We start from the raw sequence: 21168 nt of genomic DNA, 5'->3' as shown, positions 1-21168 counted from the left end.
CTACAGCAGTCAGTAGTCAGTAGTCAGTAGTTTGCCGAGCTATAACCCCAGGCTATCGGTGTATGTATTGTTTTGACTAGACGCCGTGCCCGCACCTTCACACACTCGGGCCAGGCTTGCGGCTTTACCGCGCAAAAAAGCCGCTCATAACAATTACAAGAACATGAATACGAGGCTCTTCCATCATGCGAAATGCATTCGTCCGTCGTACATCCCGTCTGTTTCTTGGTTGCGCACTGATCGCCGCCGGTACCCTTCCCGCTCTCGCCAACGCCGCCTGGCAACCGGACAAGAACGTCGAAATCGTCGTCGCCGGTGGTCCCGGTGGCGGTACCGACCAGCTCGGTCGCCTGATCCAGTCGATCATCACCACGCACAAGCTGCTCGACGTGAACACCATCGTCCTCAACAAGGGCGGTGGCAACGGCGCCGAAGCCTTTCTCGACCTGAAAATGAGCAAGGGCGATGCCGACAAACTGGTGATCGGCACCAACAACATCTACCTGTTGCCGCTGGTGTCCAAGCTCGGCTACGAATGGCAGGAACTGACCCCGATTGCCGCCGTGGCCGAGGATGACTTCATTCTCTGGAGCTACAAGGGCGCGCCGTGGAAAGACGCGAAAAGTTTCTACGACGCGGTCAAGGCCGACCCGTCGAACCTGCGCATGGGCGGCAGCCAGTCCAAGGACGTCGACCAGACCCTGACCCTGCTGCTGAACCAGACCAACAACAGCAAACTGGTGTACATCCCGTTCAAGAGCGGCAGCGAAGCCGCAACGCAACTGGCCGGCAAGCACATCGCCGCCAACGTCAACAATCCAAGCGAGAGCATCAGCCAATGGCGTGGCAATCAGGTCGAGCCGCTCTGCGTATTCAGTAAGGAGCGCATGGGCTATACCGACAAAGTCGCCGGCGACAAATCCTGGGCCGACGTCCCGACCTGTCACGAACAAGGTCTGGGCATCGATCAGTACCGCTTCCCGCGCACCGTGTTCATGCCCGGCGACGTCACCGCCGAGCAGCGCGCGTTCTATGTCGAGTTGATGCGCAAAGTCACCCAGACCGATGAGTTCAAGGCTTATGTGAAGCAGAACGCTCTGGTGCCAACCTTCCTCGAGGGCGAGCCGCTGACCGCCTACATCGAAAAAGACACCGCCCGCGTCACGCCGGTGTTCAAAGAGGCCGGCTGGCTGAAAAACTGAGTTGCTCACGGCCGCCCGCCCTGCGTACGGCCGTCACCTCTGGAGGTGCTTTCATGTCCCATTCTTCGGATTCACCAGCGCTGGTCGGTACACGCTGGGTCGAACTCGGTCTGGCACTCTTCACCACGCTGATCGGCGCGGTGGTGATGTTCGGCAGTGTCGAACAGGGTATCGGCTGGGGGGATGCCGGCCCCGAGCCGGGTTACTTTCCCTTCTACATCGGCCTGATGTTGAGCGCCGCCAGTGTGGCCAACGGCGTGTTGACCCTGGTGCGCTGGCAAGCCCTGGGCATTTCATTCGTCAGCCGCAGTGCGTTCAGGCAAGTGCTGTCGGTGTTCGTGCCCATCGCGCTATTCGTCGGTGCGATGCCGTTCACCGGCATCTACGTCGCTTCGGCCTGCTTCATTGCCTGGTTCATGTGGCGTGACAAGGTCCGCGCCAAGCCATACGGCAAATGGATGATCGGTAGCGTGTCCCTGGGCGCGGTGCTGGCCAGTTACCTGATTTTCGCGCTGTGGTTCAAAGTGCCGCTGGATGCCGGCCCAATGGGCGACTGGATTGCCCTGGCCGGGAGACATTTCAAATGAGCGAGTTCGATTCCCTGCTGCAAGGCATGAACCTGATCCTCACGCCGGGCCATATCGGCCTGATGGTGATCGGCGTGCTGCTGGGCATTCTGGTCGGTGTACTGCCCGGTCTCGGTGCCCCCAATGGCGTGGCGTTGCTGTTGCCGCTGACGTTCACCATGTCGCCGGTGTCGGCGATCATCCTGCTGTCATGCATGTACTGGGGCGCGCTGTTCGGCGGCTCGATCACCTCGATCCTGTTCAACATCCCCGGTGAGCCCTCATCGGTGGCGACTACCTTCGACGGTTATCCCATGGCCCGCGAAGGCCGCGCCGCCGAAGCCCTGACCGCCGCGTTCAGTTCGGCGTTGCTGGGTGCGTTGGCCGGCGTGTTGTTGCTGACCTTCCTCTCGACAAAAATTGCCGCGTTCGCCATGTCGTTCAGTTCGCCGGAGTTCTTCGCGGTGTACCTGTTGGCGTTCTGCACCTTCATCGGCATGAGCAAGAACCCGCCGCTGAAAACCGTGGTGGCGATGATGATCGGTTTCGCCATGGCCGCCGTCGGCATGGACACCGTGTCCGGCAACCTGCGCCTGACCTTCGACCAGCCGATCCTGATGACCGGCATCAGCTTTGAAGTGGCGGTGATCGGCCTGTTCGGCATCGGCGAAATCCTCTGCACCGTGGAAGAGGGACTGGTGTTCCGCGGCGAGCATGCGCGGATCACGCCGATGGTGATCCTGCGCACCTGGGCGAAATTGCCGCGTTACTGGTGGACGATTGTGCGCAGCACCCTGGTCGGCTGCTGGATGGGCATCACCCCTGGCGGACCGACTGCCGCGTCGTTCATGAGCTACAGTCTGGCCCGGCGTTTCTCGAAAAACCGCGACAACTTCGGCAAGGGCGAAATCGAAGGGGTGATCGCCCCGGAAACCGCTGACCACGCGGCTGGCACCAGTGCGCTGCTGCCGATGCTGACCCTGGGCATTCCCGGTTCGGCGACTGCGGCGGTGATGCTCGGGGGCCTGATGATCTGGGGCTTGCATCCGGGGCCGACGCTGTTCGTCGAGCAACACGATTTTGTCTGGGGCCTGATCGCCAGCATGTACCTGGGCAACGTAGTGAGTCTGATCGTGGTGCTGGCCACTGTGCCGCTGTTCGCTTCGATCCTGCGCATCCCGTTCTCGATCATCGCGCCGATCATCATCATGGTCTGCGCCATCGGTGCCTACTCGGTGCACAACTCGTTCTTCGACGTGGTGCTGATGCTGGGCTTCGGTGCGCTGGGTTATCTGTTCAAGAAACTCGGCTACCCGATTGCGCCGCTGGTGTTGGCGGCGGTGCTGGGCGACAAGGCAGAAGATGCGTTCCGCCAGTCGATGCTGTTCTCCGACGGGCAGTTGGGGATTTTCTGGTCCAACCCGTTGGTGGGCAGCCTGACCACGGCGGCGCTGCTGATGCTGTTCTGGCCGTTGATTTCAAAAGCGTTGCAAACCCTGATCGGCCTGCGCAAACCCCACGTCGCCAAACCAAAATCGGTGCTGTGACACGCCAAAGCTGGCAACGCCTGGCATTTGTTGTCAGGCTTGCCGCTGGACTTTTTCGCGAGCACGGCCCATGACCCGAATTCCTGCTGCCAACGTAATCCACAGCCGACTGCGTCTGCGCCAATTGCGGCTGATGCTGGCGTTGCAGGAATTCGGTTCGTTGCGCCGCGCCGCCGATCACATCGGCATGACCCAGCCGGCCGCGACCAAAATGCTGCATGAGGCCGAGGACCTGTTGGGCGTCGAGCTGTTCGAACGCCTGCCCAGGGGCATGCGCTCTACCCCGTTCGGGGAAACGGTCATTTATTACGCACGCATGGTGTTCGCCGAACTCAGCGGCATGCGTGAAGAGTTGGTCGCCCTCGAGTCCGGCAACCTTGGCCGGGTCGCGGTCGGGGCCATTCCGGCACTGGCTTCGGGGCTGCTGACGCGCACCATCGCCACCTTGAAACAAAGCCATCCACGCTTGTCGATGAGCATTCAGGTCGACACCAGCGACGTGCTGGTGCAGGCGTTGCTGCAAGATCAGCTGGATATCGTACTAGGACGGATTCCCGCCGGTGCCCGGGCAGAGGAGTTGCTGTTCGACAGCCTTGGCGAGGAAGCGCTGTGCGTGATTTCCGGCGCACAGAATCCACTGGCCAAAGCCACGCAGTTGAGCTGGGCCGAATTGCAGAACATGACCTGGGTACTGCAACAGCAGCCCAGCCCGATGCGCGCGATCATCAATCAGGTGTTCCACAACGCGCGGGTCGACATCCCGAGCAGCATCGTCGAAACCACATCGATCATGACCTTGCTGTCGTTGATTCAGCAGACTGACATGCTCGGCGTCACGCCGGTGTCGGTGGTCGAGGATTACCCCGGTCGGGATCTGCTGGCGGTGTTGCCGATCAAGTTCGAGGCGCGGCTGCCACCGTACGGGTTGATCACCCGGCGTCATCGCATTCAATCGTCGGCGATGCAGGCGTTCATGAATTCGGTGCGGGCCGAGCATGCGCTGGCCAAATGAAAAAGGCCCGGAGCATTGCTCCGGACCTTTGCGGTTTTAAGCCGATTTACGGAACACAAACACCAGCCCGACGATGATCAACAGCATGCCGAACAGGCTCAACAGCGCCAGGCGGTTGCCGAAGACCAGATAGTCCATCACCGCCGTCACCGCCGGCACCAGGTAAAACAGACTGGTGACGTTCACCAGGTTGCCCCGGGCGATCAAGCGATACAGCAACAGCGTCGCCAGCACCGACACCACCAGCCCCATCCATAGCACCGGCAGGATGAAACCGCTGCTGTGTTCGAAGTGAAACGGCTGGAAAGGTACGAAAATCCCGCACAACAGCAGCCCGGCGAGATACTGCACCGGCAGCGTGCCGAGGGGATTTTCAGTGATGCGTTTCTGCATGATCGAACCAAACGTCATGCTCACCAGCGCCAGCAGACCGAAAAGCATTCCGGCCAGCGACATCCCGGCCAGACCGATGCCCTGGTAAACCACCATGATCAGACCGGCCAGCCCAAGCGCCAGACCGAACATCCGGCTGGCTGATCGTTGACGCTCCATGATCACCACCGTAAGGATCGGCTGCACGCCCATGATGGTCGCCATCACCCCGGGGGTGACTTTCAGGTCCAGGGCCAGCAGATAGAAAATCTGATAGCCCCCCAACAACACCACGCCGGTGGCCATCGCATACAGCATCGGCTTGCCGCCCTTGGGCAACTTCAGCTTGAACAACGGCACCAGCAACACCAGCCCGCATAGAGCGATGACGAAACGAAACATCAGGAAGGCGAAGGGTGACGCGTGGGCCAGCCCCCATTTGGAGAAGATCGCCCCGCTGCTCCACAGCAGCACGAACAGGCTCGTGGACGCCGCCGCGAGCGCGGATTTTTTCGAAAGGACAAACATGAATACCACCTGTAGTCAGGCAAAAAGCCAACTCAGCAAAAGCTGAAATCCAGTAGTTTTTTCAGGCGGGCGGGGGAACAGCAGAAGACAGCTGATCAGCCCGAAATGCCGACGCCTGGCGGTGATACGACTGCGCACACCGGCGTGCTACTGACAGGTGGGGGGTAATGACTGATCTGCCCGGGCTGCTGATTCCCGCACGGCACGACGCCAGCGTTGACCGCTGAATCGACTACCGCGTTGAGGAGGGATGCAGGCATTGGGCTGATCTTTGCTCGAGGGATAAAAAAGTGAGTCCGAAACTCACCGTGCGCCGACTATAACCAGCGTTCGACATGGATTGCAACGTGTTGGTCAAAAGGCCGTATCCGGCCTCAACCAAACAACCAATACCCCAACAACGTCAGCACCGCCACTGCCAGCACCGGGCGCAGTACACGGTAAGCCTTGGGATTGCGCCGCTTCCATTGCTTGACCACACCACTGAATCTATCGCTGGAGTTCTTGCTCCAGGCGTAGGCCCTGTTGATCCCGCCCACACGCTCGTCATCCAGGTTCTGAGGCGCGGTGGCGCGCCCCAGCCAGGCGCTGATACCGCGATTGATGCGGGTCATGAAGCGATTGCTCAGCGGACGTTCGATATCGCAGAACAGGATGACCCGGGTCTTTTGCGTTTCATTCTTGACCCAGTGCACGTAGGTCTCGTCGAACATCACGTCTTCACCATCGCGCCAGGCGTAAACCTGACCGTCGACAAAGATGCGGCAATCATCGGAGTTGGGAGTGGACAGCCCCAGGTGATAACGCAGGGAGCCGCCAAACGGGTCGCGATGCGGGTTGAGGTGGCTGCCGCCCGGCAGCAGCGCAAACATCGCGCCCTTGACGTTGGGAATGCTGCTGACCAATTCCACGGTTCTCGGGCACAGGACTTCGGCAGAAGGCAGCGGTTTGTCATACCACTTGAGATAGAAACGCTTCCAGCCCTTCTTGAAGAACGAGCCAAAACCGGCGTCGTTGTTCTTTGCCGCCGCGCGGATATACCCCTCGTCGAACAAATGCATCGCTTCATCGCGAATCACTTCCCAGTTGTCCTTGAGCACATCCAGTTCGGGAAACTTGCTGCGATCCAGATATGGTTTGGAAGGCACACCGGAAAACAAGTACATCAAGGCGTTATAGGGTGCGAACAGTGCCGAATGGTTAACGAATTGGCGCAAAACCGGCAGACGCGCCTTACCGCGTAAGTGCACATACAGGGTGCTGCCGAGAAACAGCAACAACAACGAGGCTTTCGCGGCAAACGAAAAGGTCATCAACAACTCCTTTGAAGATAAGCGACTTTGCACCAGGTCCATTGCCCGACAAGGCTTGCGGCATGATAAACACTGCCGATCCGGTAAAAAACCTGCACTTTTCAACATTCAATGTTAACGAATGTGCAACAAAGCATTTCTTAGCATGTGGCACCTGAACGGCGGCTGATGTAATCCCTCATCAACCGCCGCCAGCCACGATCCGCCAATGTTCAGCGCTTACTGCTGATTCTCCTGTTCGGTAAACAGATCACTGAATAACATGCTCGACAGATAACGTTCACCGGAATCCGGCAGGATCACGACGATGGTCTTGCCCTGCATTTCCGGGGTTTCCGCCAATCTGACGGCCACTGCCATGGCCGCGCCGCAGGAGATCCCGCACAAGATTCCTTCTTCCTGCATCAAGCGCAAGGCCATGGCCTTGGACTCTTCGTCACTGACCAGTTCTACCCGGTCGACGATCGACAAATCGAGGTTCTTCGGCACGAAACCGGCACCAATGCCCTGGATCTTGTGCGGGCTCGGTTTGATTTCTTCACCGGCCAGGGCCTGGGTAATCACCGGCGACACCGCCGGCTCCACCGCCACCGAGAGAATCGGTTTGCCCTGGGTATTCTTGATATACCGTGAAACCCCGGTGATGGTTCCACCGGTTCCGACGCCTGCCACCAGCACGTCGACGGCGCCGTCGGTGTCGTTCCAGATTTCCGGGCCGGTGGTTTTTTCATGAATGGCCGGGTTGGCCGGGTTGTCGAATTGCGCCGGCATGAAGAAGTTCGACGGGTCGCCGGCAACAATTTCACCGGCTTTTTCGATAGCGCCCTTCATGCCTTTGGCCGGTTCGGTCAACACCAGCTCGGCACCCAGTGCCTTGAGTACCTTGCGACGTTCGATACTCATGGACGCCGGCATGGTCAGCATCAGTTTGTAGCCACGGGCGGCGGCCACGAACGCCAGGCCGATACCGGTATTGCCGGAGGTGGGTTCGACGATGGTCATGCCCGGTTTGAGTTTGCCAGTGCTCTCGGCATCCCAGATCATGTTTGCGCCGATCCGGCACTTGACCGAGTAACCGGGGTTGCGCCCTTCGATCTTGGCCAGAATGGTCACACCACGCGGCGCAATGCGATTGATCTGCACCAGCGGCGTGTTGCCGATGGAGTGGGCGTTGTCAGCAAAAATGCGGCTCATGGCTGGGTCCTTAACGACAGCATTGAAATAGGGCATCAAGGTAAGCCCTCTTGCCCGCAGGCGTCCAGTCGGGTCGAACGTCCGCTTATCAGTGCAGTCAATGGCTTTAGATCGCCAGAGATTTGCCGCCATGAAACGTCGATACAGCTGGCCCCTGTGGACCCTCCTCGGCCTCGTTGCATTGCTGATAACGTTGCACATCGCCTTGCCCTATCTGGTGCGCGACTACCTGAATGAGAGGCTGGCGGACATGGGCGACTACCGGGGCCAGATCACCGACGTGGACCTGGCCTTGTGGCGCGGGGCCTACAAGATCAACGGACTGAAAATCGTCAAGGTCGATGGCAAGGTTCCGGTGCCTTTCGTCAACGCGCCATTGATCGACCTCTCGGTGAGTTGGCACTCACTGTGGCACGACCACGCGGTGGTGGCCGAAGTGCAGTTCATCACGCCCGAGGTCAACTTCGTCGATGGCGGGGCCAACAAGCGAAACTCCCAGACCGGCCAGGGCACCGACTGGCGTGCCCAATTAGGCAAGCTGCTGCCCATTACCCTGAACGAAGTGCGTATCAACGACGGCAAGATCAGTTTTCGCAACTTCAACTCCAAACCACCGGTGAACATGAACGCTACAAAGGTGGATGCCCGTATTTTCAACCTGACCAATGTGGTCGACACCAAAGGCAAACGCGACGCACGCTTTGAAGGCAAAGCCTTGCTCCTGGGGCACGCCCCACTGGAAACCACGGCCACTTTCGATCCCTTGAGCGACTTTGAAGACTTCGAGTTTCGCTTGCGCACCACGGATATCGAACTCAAGCGCCTGAACGACTTCGCCGCGGCCTACGGCAAGTTCGACTTCAATGCCGGCCATGGCGACGTGGTGATCGAAGCCCAAGCCAACAAGGGCCGACTGAGCGGCTATATCAAGCCACTGATGCGCGATGTTGACGTGTTCAACTGGCAACAGGACGTGGAAAACAAGGACAAAGGGCTGTTCCGCTCGATATGGGAAGCCCTCGTCGGTGGAACCGAGACAGTCTTGAAAAACCAGGGCAAAAACCAGTTTGCGACAAAGGTCGAACTCAGCGGCAACGTTCACCAGAAGGATGTCAGCGCGTTCCAGGCTTTTTTGCAGATTTTACGCAATGGCTTCATCCAGGCGTTCAATGCGCGGTATGAACGGCCCAAGCCGGATGCCGGCTAATTTTTGCGCGTGACCACGTACCGACCAGTGTCTTCTGCCGCGCGGGGCGAATTCGATTGCTGTTGCAGGAAATCCCAGCCTAGGCAAGCCAGGGCCAAGGATCTCGGCACCGCTTCGCGACCACTGCTGTATCGGGTGATACTGCGGCTACTGACCCCCAGCGCTTGAGCCGCCTGATTGAGCGATAACCCGGTGCGAGCACGCCAATCGATAAAGATTCGGGTGTTTTCGTCGGCTGCATTCTGCGCCAGGGCATCCAGGTAGAGAGTGTCTGCACCGATCTGGATATCCAGCTCAGGCCATTCGACACTCCAGCCATCGTCACCCAACGCTGCATGATCAAAAGCCTCTCCCTGCAATGGTTGCAGGCCCGGATAGGCCTGCAGGTCGCGGCTCAAATCAAGCAGCAGTTGCTGGCCATCGATAAACGTCAGCACCAATCGGTAATCCGGCAATGCTTGCACTGCCGATAGCCGTGGTCGTTTCATGGGTAGCATCGTTTCCAGTCCTCCAGCAATTGAGCCCGGTGGGCTCTGACCCACTCCAGAGCTTCCCTGAGAATCAGCGGCGGCGCCTTGCCCACCATCACTTCGACAGTTTCCAGGCTCAACATGACGTCCAGCCCGCCACCCGTCAGATGAACATGGGGGGGTGGATGATCCTTTTCGCGCAATTGAATGCGGTATGTGTCTCGAAATCGGTATTTTGTAGACATGCCCGGCAAGCTATCGCCAAAATAGCGATACCTCAATACTGGCCAGCAGCCGAGACTGAGTCAAGATGTGACGCTCCATTCAGAGACTGAATAAGCCGTCTGCGTTCACAGTCGGCCGGGCGGCGCGTTATAGTCGGGGCTGACCCTTTTATTGCGCCCCCCCGCCCTGCCTCGCTCAGGTCGGCGTTACCGTTCGAGGATTAGCAGATGAAGTTCGAAGGCACCCAGGCCTACGTCGCCACCGATGACCTGAAGCTGGCGGTCAACGCCGCCATCACCCTGGAGCGGCCGTTGCTGGTCAAGGGCGAACCGGGCACCGGCAAGACCATGCTCGCCGAGCAACTGGCCGAATCCTTTGGCGCCAAGCTGATCACCTGGCACATCAAGTCCACCACCAAGGCTCACCAGGGCCTGTACGAGTACGACGCGGTCAGCCGCCTGCGCGACTCGCAACTGGGCAACGAAAAAGTCCACGACGTTCGTAACTACCTGAAAAAGGGCAAGCTCTGGGAAGCCTTCGAGTCCGACGAGCGGGTGATCCTGCTGATCGACGAAATCGACAAGGCCGACATCGAATTCCCCAACGACCTGCTGCAAGAACTCGACAAGATGGAGTTCTACGTTTACGAGATCGACGAGACCATCAAGGCGAAAAAGCGCCCGATCATCATCATTACCTCCAACAACGAAAAGGAACTGCCGGACGCCTTCCTGCGCCGCTGCTTCTTCCACTACATCGCGTTCCCCGACCGCACCACCCTGCAAAAGATCGTTGACGTGCACTACCCGGACATCAAGAAAGACCTGGTCAGCGAAGCGCTGGACGTGTTCTTCGACGTGCGCAAGGTGCCGGGCCTGAAGAAGAAGCCTTCGACTTCCGAGCTGGTGGACTGGCTGAAGCTGCTGATGGCCGACAACATCGGCGAAGCGGTGCTGCGCGAGCGCGATCCGACCAAGGCCATCCCGCCACTGGCCGGCGCCCTGGTGAAGAACGAACAGGACGTGCAATTGCTTGAGCGTCTGGCGTTCATGAGCCGTCGCGGCACCCGCTAAGAGGCTGATGCCATGCTGCTCAACCTGTTCAATGAAATGCGCGCAGCCAAGGTGCCGGTTTCGGTACGCGAGCTGCTGGACCTGATCAACGCGCTGAAACAGCGCGTGACCTTCGCCGACATGGACGAGTTCTACTACCTGTCCCGGGCGATCCTGGTGAAGGACGAGAAGCATTTCGACAAGTTCGACCGGGCGTTCGGTGCCTACTTCAATGGCCTGGAAAAGCTCGACGACCATCTTCAGGCGCTGATCCCCGAAGACTGGCTGCGCAAGGAATTCGAACGCTCGCTGACCGACGAAGAACGGGCGGCGATCCAGTCCCTCGGCGGCCTGGACAAACTGATCGAAGAGTTCAAGAAGCGCCTCGAGGAACAGAAGGAACGCCATGCCGGCGGTAATAAATGGATCGGTACCGGCGGCACCAGCCCGTTCGGTTCCGGCGGTTTCAACCCGGAAGGCATTCGGGTCGGCGATGCCGGCAAGCGCCAGGGCAAGGCGGCCAAGGTCTGGGACCAGCGCGAATACAAAAACCTCGACGATTCGGTGGAACTGGGCACGCGCAACATCAAGGTCGCCCTGCGCCGCCTGCGCAAGTTCGCCCGCCAGGGCGCGGCGGAAGAGCTGGACATCGATGGCACCATCGATCACACCGCCAAAGATGCCGGCCTGCTGAACATCCAGATGCGGCCGGAGCGGCGCAACACCGTCAAGCTGTTGCTGCTGTTCGACATCGGCGGCTCGATGGACGCCCATGTGAAGATTTGCGAGGAACTGTTCTCGGCCTGCAAGACCGAGTTCAAGCACCTGGAGTACTTCTACTTCCACAACTTCATTTATGAATCGGTGTGGAAGAACAACATGCGCCGCACCTCCGAGCGTACTTCGACCATGGACCTGCTGCACAAGTACGGCGCCGACTACAAAGTGATCTTCATCGGCGACGCCGCCATGGCGCCCTATGAAATCACCCAGCCGGGCGGCAGTGTCGAGCACTGGAACGAAGAAGCCGGTTACGTGTGGATGCAGCGGTTCAAGGAAAAGTACAAGAAGCTCATCTGGATCAACCCGTATCCGAAGGACACCTGGAGTTACACCTCCTCGACCAACATCGTGCGGGACCTGATCGAGGACCAGATGTATCCGCTGACCCTTCGTGGGTTGGAAGAAGGGATGCGGTTTCTGTCCAAATAAAGCTAAAAGATCGCAGCCTGCGGCAGCTCCTACAGAGTACGCATATCCCTGTAGGAGCTGCCGCAGGCTGCGATCTTTTGATCTTCAAACTTTAAAGCATTGCAAATATTCGATCTGTTCCCGATGCGCGACCTCTTGCACAACGGGCTTGAGTCGAACCACCCTTCCCGGCAAGCACTGCGCCAGCCGCGCCAGCGCCAACGGCGTCAACGCCCCCAGACGCGGATACCCACCAATGGTCTGCCGATCATTGAGCAACACAATCGGCTGCCCGTCGGGCGGCACCTGCACGGCACCCAAGGGAATGCCCTCGGAAATCATCGGCTTGCCCTGGTACTGCAGCGCCGTACCCAGCAGGCGAATACCCATCCGGTCGGCACGGCTGTCGAGGTGCCATGCGCTGTTGAATGCGTCGAACAGGCTCTGCCCACTGAACTCGCCGATCTGTGCTCCGAGGACCAGGTCCAACGGCGCATCAAGGTTCAGGTCCGGTCGTTGGTCTGCGCTCAATTCGCGCAGCAACATCACCGGGTTGCCCGAATAGCTCAAGCTCGCCCCTATACCCAGCGCTCGGCCCATGCCGTCCAGCCCGCCGAGTTCCTCCCGGACCACCGTAGCGCTACTGCCCAGCACCTTCGGCGCATCAAACCCACCCGGCGCCGCCAGATAAGCCCGGGCTCCGAGCAACGGCTGAGTGAATTGCAAGCGCTGGCCTTTGTGCAGCCTGAAACTGCGCCACGGGGTCAAAGCCTCGCCGTCCACCCGCGCGCCAAGATCCGCTCCGGCCAAGGCCAGCACGCAGTCTTCTTCAGCCACCACGGTAAATCCGCCGAGGGTGATTTCGATCACCGGTGCATCCAGTCCGTTGCCCAATAGCCAGTTGGCCCAGGACATCGAACGCCAATCTGCCGCTCCGCCCTGGGTCACGCCCAGATGCCGCACGCCGAATCGACCGGCATCCTGCAACAGGCACAGCGGCGTACTCGCTTCAATCATCAGACGGCTCATGCCTGGGCCTCCAGAGGCGTATCGTCACCCCCCAGGTTAATGAACTCGGTATGGCCAACCGCTTCGAACCGTACGGTGTCACCGGGCTGCATCAGGCTGTAGCCGTCACGGTTGCGGTCGAATAATCTCGCCGGCGTGCGGCCGATCAGGTTCCAGCCGCCCGGCGATACCACCGGGTAAGCCGCCGTTTGCCGCTCGGCGATGCCGACACTGCCGGCCGCGACTTTCTTGCGTGGCGTGTTCAGACGCGGCGCAGCGAGCACTTCTTCCACCAGCCCCATGAAGGCGAAGCCCGGTGCAAAACCCAGGGCGAACACCTGGTATTCACGCTCACTGTGGCGGCGGATCACCTCCTCCACCGCCAATCCGCTGCGCTGCGACAACAGCGTCAATTCCGGCCCGACGCTCAAGTCGTACCACACCGGCAACACATGACAGGTACCGCGAGTGCGCGCATTGGGCGACAGATCGATCAGTGCCTGGGCGATCAGTTCCCGTGCCTGGCTCGGGCTCAATGCCGTCAGGTCGTAATGCACCATCAATGTGGTGTAGGACGGCACCAGATCGATCAGGTGCCCGGCAAATGCCATGCGCAGACTTTCACTGGCCGCGAGCATCCACGGCATGTTGCTTTCGGCAATTTCATCGAACAGGCGCACCATCAGGCAATCCAGCGCCACCACTTCCACCCGCAGCTTCATGACGCACTCTGCCGGTTCAAGGCTTCACGGATGCGTTGCACGGCAGCGACCGAACTGGCGTTGTCGCCGTGCACGCAGAGGGTGTTGGCCTGCAAATGCAGGGCGCTGCCGTCGCTGGCGGTGAGCTGATCGCCACGGGCAATGGTCAGCGCCTGTTCGATGATTGTTTCCGGGTCGTGATGCACCGCGCCCGGCAGTTGTCGCGAGACCAGCCTGCCGGCGCTGTCGTAAGCGCGATCGGCAAAAGCCTCGTACCACAGTGTCACGCCGTATTCATCGCCCATTTGTTGGGCCGCGCTGTTGTCGCGGGTGGCCATCAGCATCAATGGCAGAGTGCGATCGTAGGACGCCACCGCTTGCAAAACGGCGCGCAACTGCGCCGGATTGGCCATCATGTCGTTGTACATTGCGCCATGGGGTTTGACGTAACTGACCCGGCCGCCCTGGGCCCGGCAGATGCCGTCGAGGGCGCCGATCTGGTAATGCAGGATGTCTTGCAGTTCCTGGGGGGCATAGGCCATGGAGCGGCGGCCGAAGCCCACCAGATCCTGATAGGCCGGATGCGCGCCGATTTGCACACCGTGGCTGAGGGCCAGGCTGACGGTCTTGCGCATGATGCTCGGGTCGCCGGCGTGAAAACCGCAGGCGATGTTGGCGCAATCGATGAAGGGCATGATCTCGGCGTCCAGACCCATGGTCCAGCTGCCGAAACTCTCGCCGATGTCGCAGTTCAATAGCAGGCGGCTCACACTGAACACTCCTGTAGGCTTTATTCTTTTCAGCTGCGGGACATATCTGTAGGACAGTCCCGCAGGTTATCAGTTACTGGGCGTCGAGTTGCTTGCCACGGGTTTCCGGCAGGCTCAGGGCCGCGAGAATCACCACACCGTAGGAAACCGCCGCGAAGGCACCGATGCCCACGCTCAGCGGTACGGTCTGGCTGAGCAGGCCGATCAGCAGCGGGAACAACGCCGCCAGCGCGCGGCCGATGTTGTAGCAAAAACCCTGGCCCGAACCGCGAATGCGCGTGGGGAACAATTCGGTCAGGAATGCGCCCATGCCACTGAAAATCCCCGAGGCGAAGAAGCCCAGCGGAAAGCCCAGCCACAGCATCACGCCGTTGCTGACCGGCATTTGCGTGTACAGCAAGACAATGGTGAACGAGCCGACGGCGAACAGGATGAAGTTCTTCTTGCGTCCGAGGATGTCAGTCAAATAGGCGCTGATGACATAACCCACGTAGGAACCGACGATCACCATCGCCAGATAACCGCTGGTATTGAGTACGCTCAAACCGCGTTCGTTTTTCAGGAAAGTCGGTAGCCAGGACGTGATCGCGTAGTAGCCGCCCAATGCGCCGGTGGTCAGCAACGAAGCGCGAATCGTGGTGAACAGCATGCCGGGGGCGAAGATCTCGTAGAACTTCGACGGGTTGCTCGGCTCCTGCCGGGCTTTGGCTTGGCGATAGATTTCCGGGTCCTTGACCAGACGGCGGACAAAAATCACAAAAATCGCCGGCACGATGCCAAGGATGAACAGCGCACGCCAGGCATCTTCCGGTGGCAATACCGAGAACAACAGCGCATACAGGATCGCCGTCAGCCCCCAACCCAGCGCCCAGCCGGATTGCACCATGCCCACAGCCTTGCCGCGGTCCTTGGCGCGGATCACTTCGCCGATCAGCACGGCGCCGGCCGTCCACTCGCCGCCGAAACCGAAGCCCATGAGGGTCCGTGCAATCAGCAGTTGTTCGTAGTTCTGGGCAAAGCCGCAGAGGAAGGTGAAGAAGGCAAACCACAACACGGTCAGTTGCAGGGTGCGCACACGCCCGATGCGGTCGGAGAGAATCCCTGCGACCCAGCCACCGATGGCCGAGGCGATCAGTGTGCTGGTGTGAATCAGCCCGGCCTGGCCGGTGGTGATGCCCCACATGGCAATCAGGGTCGGCACCACGAAACTGAGCATCTGGGTGTCCATGCCGTCCAGGCCATAGCCGATCTTGCAGCTCCAGAAGGTGCGGCGCTCCTGCTGATTGATGTTGCGATACCAGTCGAAAGGTCCCGGGCGAGCCGTGGCTTTCGCAATGACGGGGGTGTCGGGCGCACTCATGGCAAATCTCCGCGCTGATTTTATTGGTATTGTTCTGAGCCCCGACGACGCCTATCGTGGGAACCGGATGCGTCGATTTTTGGACGCGCGCCCCCACTGCGTCCAACTAATAAAAACCCGCCTTAGACATAAGAAATCTTTATCCCATGAACCTGAAGTTTCTCGAGACCTTTGTCTGGGTCGCCCGACTCAAGAGTTTCCGCCTGACCGCCGACAAGCTCTTCACCACTCAGGCTTCGATTTCCAGCCGGATTGCGGTGCTTGAAGGCGAGCTCGGGGTGAAGCTGTTTCTGCGTGATTCGCGCGGCGTGAGCCTGACGCCCGAAGGCCTCAAAGTGCTCGATTACGCCGAGCAGATGCTGGACACCATGCAGGCACTCAAGCAATCGATCGAGACCCGTTCGAGCAAGGCCGGACGGGTGCGCATCGGCGTGATGGACACGGTGATCCATACTTGGCTCAGCCCGTTGGTGGCGCAGATGACCGATCACTACCCGCTGGTGGAAATCGAGCTGGTGGCCGATACCTCGCTCAACCTCTGCGATCAGCTGCAAAAAGGCTTTCTCGATGTGATCCTGCAAACCGACCTGCTGCGTCAGGAAAGCGTGCGTAGCCTGGAACTGGCCAGCCACCCCATGGGCTGGATCGTCGCCAGCAATTCGATTTACAACCGCGATTACTCGGGCATCACTGACCTGGCGGGCGAACGGATCATCACCTATTCGAAAAACTCCCATCCGCACCAGGAAGTGCTGGCCCTGATGCAGGCCAATGGCGTGATGGCGCCGCGACTGAACTGCGTGAACTCGGTGTCGGCGATTACCCGGCTGCTGCGCGACGGATTTGGCATTGGCGCGTTGCCTCCGGTGCTGGTGGCCGAAGAGCTGGCACGGGGGGAGTTGACCCTGCTGGACATCGATCAGCGACCACCCGACTTGCAGGTGGTGGTGTCGTGGCGAGTGGGTGTGGAGTGGGTCGAGGAAATTGTGGCGTTGTGTCAGCAGGTGCTGGAGGGGTATGCGCAGAAGGTGGGAGAGCGCTACATCGTCCTCTCCAGTTGATGGCATCCTGTGGCGAGGGGGCTTGCCCCCGTTGGGTTGCGAAGCAGCCCCAATACCCATCAACCAAATCATTCAGGTAAACCGCGGCTACCAATTCTACGACTGCTGCGCAGCCGAGCGGGGGCAAGCCCCCTCGCCACAGGAACCGCACGCTGTTACAACCCGCGCAAATCCCGCTCTTCGATCGGCCGGCTCTGGCGCAGGCGTTTGCCGCCCAGCACCACCCAGTCGATCAGCCGGAACAGGCACTCGATCCCGAACGACAGCAGCAAAGCACCGCTCATGCCCCAGACCATCGCTTCGGGCGTCAACAGGATCTGGTAGCTGTAGCCGTTCCAGGTTTCCTTGCGGATGTCCGGATCGGCGGCCAGCACCACTTGCAGGAAGCGGATGTACCACGGCCCCTGCATCGCCTGGAACTGTTTATCCAACACCAGTTGACGGGTCAGCAGGTTGCTCAGGCTGTCGGCATCGCTGCGAAAGATCGGGTCCTCGCTGGCGCGGTAATGCGCGACCAGCGCCTGCATGTCGCCCTTGAAGAACTGGTTGGCGGTGTTCTGGAAGCCGCTCAACCCGGCTTGCGCCTCCATCAGATGGGCTTCGACCCGCTTGGCGTAATCGTTGATGAACCCCGGCACCTGGACACCGATCAACAAGCCCGCCGCAAACAACACCAGCCGTAGATAACTGAGCAACATGCAAGGAGTCCTTATTCGGTCGTGCCCTGGCTGACGCATTCGCCGCGTCGCCACAGGCTCCATTGACCCGGTTCGTAGCGGGTCCAGGTTTCGTTTTCGGTCAAAGGTTCGGTGGCGATGACGGTGACCACATCGTTGGGTGTGGTTTCGGCCTGAAAGTCGACGATCACGTCGACATCTTTCAGGCGCGCCGGGCCAAAGGGGGCACGACGGGTGATCTGCGCCAGCTTGGTCGAGCAATAGCAGAACAGCCAGTCGCCATCACTGAGCAGGCAGTTGAACACGCCTTTGCTGCGGTACTCGGCGCAAGCAGCCACCAGGTCCGGCAGCAACGCTTCGACCTCGACCGGCTCGGGGAAGGCCGCACGCACACGGTTGAGCAAATCGCAGAATGCCGCTTCGCTGTCGGTATCGCCCACGGGGCGGTAGAAGCTGGCCGTCGGCTGAAAATCCGCCAGCTGGCCGTTATGGGCGAAACACCAGTTGCGCCCCCACAGCTCGCGGACGAACGGATGGGTGTTGGACAGGCAGACCTTGCCGACGTTGGCCTGGCGGATGTGCCCGATCACCACTTCACTCTTGATCGGATAGCGCTGCACCAGGTTGGCGACTTCCGACTCACAGCTGGCCGCCGGGTCCTGGAACAGCCGCAGCCCACGGCCTTCATAGAAGGCAATGCCCCAGCCATCGCGATGCGGGCCGGTGCGGCCGCCGCGCTGCATCAGCCCGGTAAAGCTGAACACGATATCGGTCGGGACATTGGCGCTCATGCCCAATAACTCACACATGTTCGGACTCTCGCTCAATCGCAGGGGCAAGGTTACAGACGGGGTTCGACTCGCATCCGCTGAGGATTGCTCGGCACGGGCGGACGACCGTAACGATCATCGCCGGCACCGCCAAACGGTTGATCATCCTCAGGTTCTTCGGCACGAACGGCGGCTTTGGTGGCAGCCTCACGCTCCTTGCGGGCGTTGGCGGCGCGTTCGATGGGGAAACGGATCGCTACCAGCACCAGATAGAGGCCGAATGCGATCATTCCGTACATGAACAGATCGGAAATGGCCCGCCAGGCGTTGTTGCCGACCTTGAACAGCAGGTCGAGCGCGGTAATGGCGACGGCTGGTGCGACTTTATCCTTGACCGGGTCAATGATGGTCGGGCTGAACAGCAGCACGACCATCAGCAGCCGCAGCGGCTCACGCAGCCAACGCCACATCCAGCGGGTCAAGCGCATCCACACCAACAGGCAGCCCAAAGCGGCGAAGGCGTAGAGGCCCCAAGCGATCAGATAGTCGTTCTCGGTCATGGTGTCCATGGCAAGGCAGGCAAAGAGGCGCTTATGATAACGGCTTTTCGCCCGTCAGGCTGCATCAATGCCTGACTGTTGAACGCTATCCATGTGGGAGCGGGCTTGTGTGGCGAGGGGGCTTGTCGGAACGCCGCATCGCCCCGTTGGGTCGCAAAGCGGCCCTAAAACGAGTCATTGCGATATTGAGTCAATAACGCGGTACCTGTTTTACGACTGCTTCGCAGCCGAACGGGGGCAAGCCCCCTCGCCACACAAGCCCGCTCCCACAGGTTGCCAAGCCCCTTGCTCGAGAGTTCTTCATGCCCCTATCCGCCAACATTCACGACGCTCCGATTGCCCACAAGGCTGATGGCTCCGATCCGTATGCCTGGCTGCAAGAGCGCGACACCGATGCAGTGCTCGACTATCTGAAAGCCGAAAACAACTATCAGGAGGCGCAAACCGCCGACCAGGCCGGGCTGCGCGAAACTCTGTTCGAGGAGATCAAGGGGCGGATTCTCGAGACCGACCTGTCCCTGCCCTCGCCCTGGGGACCGTATCTGTATTACACCCGCACCACCGCAGGCGATGAGTACGCCCGGCACTACCGCTGCCCGCGTCCGGCCGATGACAGCCTGACCCTCGACGAAAGCCGCGAACAACTGCTGCTGGACCCCAACGAACTGGCCAACGGCGGCTTCTTTTCCCTGGGTGCGTTCAGCATCAGCCCGGATCATCAGCGCCTGGCCTACAGCATCGACTCCAGTGGCGACGAGATTTACACGCTGTTCGTGAAGGAATTGTCCGACGGCCGCGTCAGCGAGTTGGAGTTCCAGGACTGTGACGGCAGCATGACCTGGGCCAACGACAGCCTGACGCTGTTCTTTGGCGAACTGGACGACACCCATCGCCCACACAAGCTGTATCGCTATCGGCTGGACGGTACGGCGGCCGAAGAAGTGTTCCATGAGCCGGACGGTCGCTTCTTCATGCATTGCTACCGTTCAAGCTCCGAGCAGCAACTGCTGCTGTCCGTGGGCAGCAAGACCACCAGCGAAGTCTGGGTGCTCGATGCCTCCCGGCCCCAGCAGGCGTTTACCTGCCTGGCGCCACGGGTTGAGGATCATGAGTACGACGTGGATCACGGCGCACTCGACGGACAATGGACCTGGTTCATCCGCACCAACCGCGACGGCATCAATTTCGCCTTGTACACGGCCGTCGATACCGGCGCCGCGCCCACCGAAGCCGACTGGCAGAACCTGATCCCCCATAGCGACACGGTGATGATCGACGGCATCAGCCTGAACACCGGGGCCATGACCCTCAGCCTGCGGCTTGGCGGTTTGCCGGTCATTGAAGTACACCCACAAGGCCTGGCGCCTTATCGCGTGCAATTGCCGGATGCGGCCTACAGCCTGCACGTGCAAAACAGCCTGGAGTTCGAAAGCGAGCGGATTCGCCTGCGCTACGAAGCGTTGAACCGTCCGGCGCAAATCCGCCAACTGGAGCTGGCGACCGGCGAACAGACAGTCCTCAAGCAAACCCCGGTGCTCGGCCCGTTCGACGCCGACGCCTACATCAGCCAGCGCCTGTGGGCCACGGCGCCGGACGGCACGCAAGTGCCCATCAGCCTGGTGATCAAACGTACCGACCTCGGCAAACCGGTGCCGCTGTACCTCTACGGTTATGGCGCCTATGGCGAAAGCCTCGACCCATGGTTTTCCCATGCGCGCCTGAGCCTGCTGGATCGCGGCATGGCGTTTGCCATTGCCCACGTGCGGGGCGGCGGCGAACTGGGGGAAGCCTGGTATCGCGCCGGCAAGCAGGAGTACAAGCACAACACCTTCAGCGACTTTATCGCCTGCGCCGAACACCTGATCGCCCAAGGCTTCACCACTGCACCGCAGTTGGCGATCAGTGGCGGCAGCGCCGGTGGCTTGCTGATCGGCGCGGTGCTCAATCAACGGCCGCAGCTGTTTGGCGCCGCCATCGCTGAAGTGCCGTTCGTCGACGTACTCAACACCATGCTCGACCCCGATCTGCCATTGACCGTGACGGAATACGACGAGTGGGGCAACCCTGAAGAGCCTGACGTTTATGATCGAATCAAGGCCTACGCCCCGTACGAAAACGTCACTGCGCAAGCATATCCGGCGACCCTGGTGATCGCCGGTTACAACGACAGCCGCGTGCAGTACTGGGAAGCGGCCAAGTGGGTGGCGAAACTGCGCGCGACCAAGACCGACAGCAATCCGCTACTGCTCAAGACTGAACTGGGTGCCGGGCATGGCGGGATGAGCGGTCGATATCAGGGATTGCGTGACGTAGCTCTCGAATATGCATTTTTGTTCAAGGTATTGGGTATAAACCGGCCTTGATTGCGGACGGATACAACAC

At 60.2% G+C, this 21168-nt stretch carries 21 protein-coding genes; 9 read left to right on the top strand and 12 right to left on the bottom strand.

Annotated elements, in window-relative coordinates:
• Positions 1-185: 185 nt before the first annotated feature.
• The 4 genes from KW846_RS23900 (at position 186) to KW846_RS23885 (ending at position 4327) form a co-directional block, all read left to right on the top strand.
• A complete protein-coding gene (locus KW846_RS23900) occupies positions 186-1202 on the top strand; it encodes a tripartite tricarboxylate transporter substrate binding protein (protein WP_218485750.1) in 1017 nt (338 codons plus the stop codon).
• A gap of 53 nt (positions 1203-1255) precedes the next feature.
• Entirely contained in the window at positions 1256-1789 is a 534-nt protein-coding gene (locus tag KW846_RS23895; RefSeq protein WP_007972449.1) for a tripartite tricarboxylate transporter TctB family protein, read from the top strand.
• Positions 1786-3315, top strand: coding sequence for a tripartite tricarboxylate transporter permease (locus KW846_RS23890; protein ID WP_218485749.1), 1530 nt, complete (start codon positions 1786-1788; stop codon positions 3313-3315). Before KW846_RS23895 ends, KW846_RS23890 begins: the two co-directional genes overlap by 4 nt.
• A gap of 70 nt (positions 3316-3385) precedes the next feature.
• Positions 3386-4327, top strand: a complete 942-nt coding sequence (locus KW846_RS23885) for a LysR family transcriptional regulator (protein ID WP_102698961.1) — start codon at positions 3386-3388, stop codon at positions 4325-4327.
• 36 nt (positions 4328-4363) lie between these two features.
• Here KW846_RS23885 and KW846_RS23880 read toward each other — a convergent pair whose 3' ends face one another.
• The 3 genes from KW846_RS23880 to cysK form a co-directional block, all read right to left on the bottom strand.
• Positions 4364-5227: a DMT family transporter gene (locus KW846_RS23880; protein ID WP_116580277.1), complete on the bottom strand. Its 864-nt coding sequence runs from the start codon at positions 5225-5227 to the stop codon at positions 4364-4366.
• Between the two features lie 374 nt (positions 5228-5601).
• Positions 5602-6540 (bottom strand): aspartyl/asparaginyl beta-hydroxylase domain-containing protein, encoded by a 939-nt coding sequence (locus KW846_RS23875; protein ID WP_218485748.1) that lies wholly within the window; start codon positions 6538-6540, stop codon positions 5602-5604.
• Between the two features lie 219 nt (positions 6541-6759).
• Complete coding sequence (gene cysK / locus KW846_RS23870) at positions 6760-7734, bottom strand: cysteine synthase A (RefSeq protein WP_218485747.1); 975 nt, start codon at positions 7732-7734, stop codon at positions 6760-6762.
• Between the two features lie 130 nt (positions 7735-7864).
• On the opposite strand from cysK, the gene KW846_RS23865 reads away from it, so the two are divergent.
• Positions 7865-8941 (top strand): DUF748 domain-containing protein, encoded by a 1077-nt coding sequence (locus KW846_RS23865; protein ID WP_218485746.1) that lies wholly within the window; start codon positions 7865-7867, stop codon positions 8939-8941.
• Here the strand turns inward: KW846_RS23865 and KW846_RS23860 are convergent.
• Together KW846_RS23860 and KW846_RS23855 are read right to left on the bottom strand one after the other, a co-directional pair.
• A complete protein-coding gene (locus tag KW846_RS23860; RefSeq protein ID WP_116580273.1) occupies positions 8938-9438 on the bottom strand; it encodes a DUF2442 domain-containing protein in 501 nt (166 codons plus the stop codon). The genes KW846_RS23865 and KW846_RS23860 overlap by 4 nt on opposite strands.
• Entirely contained in the window at positions 9426-9656 is a 231-nt protein-coding gene (locus KW846_RS23855) for a DUF4160 domain-containing protein (protein ID WP_218485745.1), read from the bottom strand. The genes KW846_RS23860 and KW846_RS23855 overlap by 13 nt, the downstream gene beginning before the upstream one ends.
• Positions 9657-9863: 207 nt before the next feature.
• Between KW846_RS23855 and KW846_RS23850 the strand changes: the two genes are divergently transcribed.
• A complete protein-coding gene (locus KW846_RS23850; RefSeq protein WP_007972431.1) occupies positions 9864-10709 on the top strand; it encodes a MoxR family ATPase in 846 nt (281 codons plus the stop codon).
• A gap of 12 nt (positions 10710-10721) precedes the next feature.
• Positions 10722-11900 (top strand): VWA domain-containing protein, encoded by a 1179-nt coding sequence (locus KW846_RS23845; protein WP_116580272.1) that lies wholly within the window; start codon positions 10722-10724, stop codon positions 11898-11900.
• 84 nt (positions 11901-11984) lie between these two features.
• Here KW846_RS23845 and KW846_RS23840 read toward each other — a convergent pair whose 3' ends face one another.
• The 4 genes from KW846_RS23840 to KW846_RS23825 all read right to left on the bottom strand — a co-directional run bounded on the left by KW846_RS23840 (position 11985) and on the right by KW846_RS23825 (position 15718).
• Positions 11985-12908 (bottom strand): biotin-dependent carboxyltransferase family protein, encoded by a 924-nt coding sequence (locus KW846_RS23840; protein ID WP_218485744.1) that lies wholly within the window; start codon positions 12906-12908, stop codon positions 11985-11987.
• A complete protein-coding gene (locus KW846_RS23835) occupies positions 12905-13609 on the bottom strand; it encodes an allophanate hydrolase subunit 1 (RefSeq protein WP_218485743.1) in 705 nt (234 codons plus the stop codon). The genes KW846_RS23840 and KW846_RS23835 overlap by 4 nt, the downstream gene beginning before the upstream one ends.
• A complete protein-coding gene (locus KW846_RS23830; RefSeq protein ID WP_218485742.1) occupies positions 13606-14358 on the bottom strand; it encodes a 5-oxoprolinase subunit PxpA in 753 nt (250 codons plus the stop codon). The genes KW846_RS23835 and KW846_RS23830 overlap by 4 nt, the downstream gene beginning before the upstream one ends.
• Before the next feature lie 73 nt (positions 14359-14431).
• A complete protein-coding gene (locus tag KW846_RS23825; RefSeq protein WP_218485741.1) occupies positions 14432-15718 on the bottom strand; it encodes an MFS transporter in 1287 nt (428 codons plus the stop codon).
• Between the two features lie 146 nt (positions 15719-15864).
• Here KW846_RS23825 and KW846_RS23820 point away from each other — a divergent pair, with 146 nt between their 5' ends.
• On the top strand, positions 15865-16779 hold the full coding sequence (locus KW846_RS23820) for a LysR family transcriptional regulator (protein ID WP_218485740.1): 915 nt from the start codon (positions 15865-15867) through the stop codon (positions 16777-16779).
• Between the two features lie 155 nt (positions 16780-16934).
• Here the strand turns inward: KW846_RS23820 and KW846_RS23815 are convergent, their stop codons facing one another.
• Genes KW846_RS23815 through KW846_RS23805 form a run of 3 tightly spaced genes read right to left on the bottom strand, consistent with a single transcriptional unit; the run spans position 16935 to position 18795 of the window.
• Positions 16935-17477: a DUF2937 family protein gene (locus KW846_RS23815; RefSeq protein ID WP_218485739.1), complete on the bottom strand. Its 543-nt coding sequence runs from the start codon at positions 17475-17477 to the stop codon at positions 16935-16937.
• Positions 17478-17488: 11 nt separating this feature from the next.
• Complete coding sequence (locus KW846_RS23810) at positions 17489-18265, bottom strand: class II glutamine amidotransferase (protein ID WP_007972420.1); 777 nt, start codon at positions 18263-18265, stop codon at positions 17489-17491.
• A gap of 32 nt (positions 18266-18297) precedes the next feature.
• Positions 18298-18795 carry an MFS transporter gene (locus KW846_RS23805; RefSeq protein WP_104450503.1) on the bottom strand — a complete coding sequence of 166 codons (498 nt, stop codon included), beginning with the start codon at positions 18793-18795 and terminating at the stop codon, positions 18298-18300.
• Positions 18796-19088: 293 nt separating this feature from the next.
• Between KW846_RS23805 and KW846_RS23800 the strand changes: the two genes are divergently transcribed.
• Positions 19089-21149 (top strand): S9 family peptidase, encoded by a 2061-nt coding sequence (locus tag KW846_RS23800; RefSeq protein WP_218485738.1) that lies wholly within the window; start codon positions 19089-19091, stop codon positions 21147-21149.
• The last annotated feature ends 19 nt before the right edge of the window (positions 21150-21168 follow it).

The sequence above is a fragment of the Pseudomonas sp. PDM32 genome (genome assembly GCF_019219225.1).
Classification (GTDB): domain Bacteria; phylum Pseudomonadota; class Gammaproteobacteria; order Pseudomonadales; family Pseudomonadaceae; genus Aquipseudomonas; species Aquipseudomonas laurylsulfatiphila.
The sequence above is the reverse complement of the archived record's forward strand: the minus strand, read 5'-3'. Positions and strand labels throughout refer to the sequence as shown.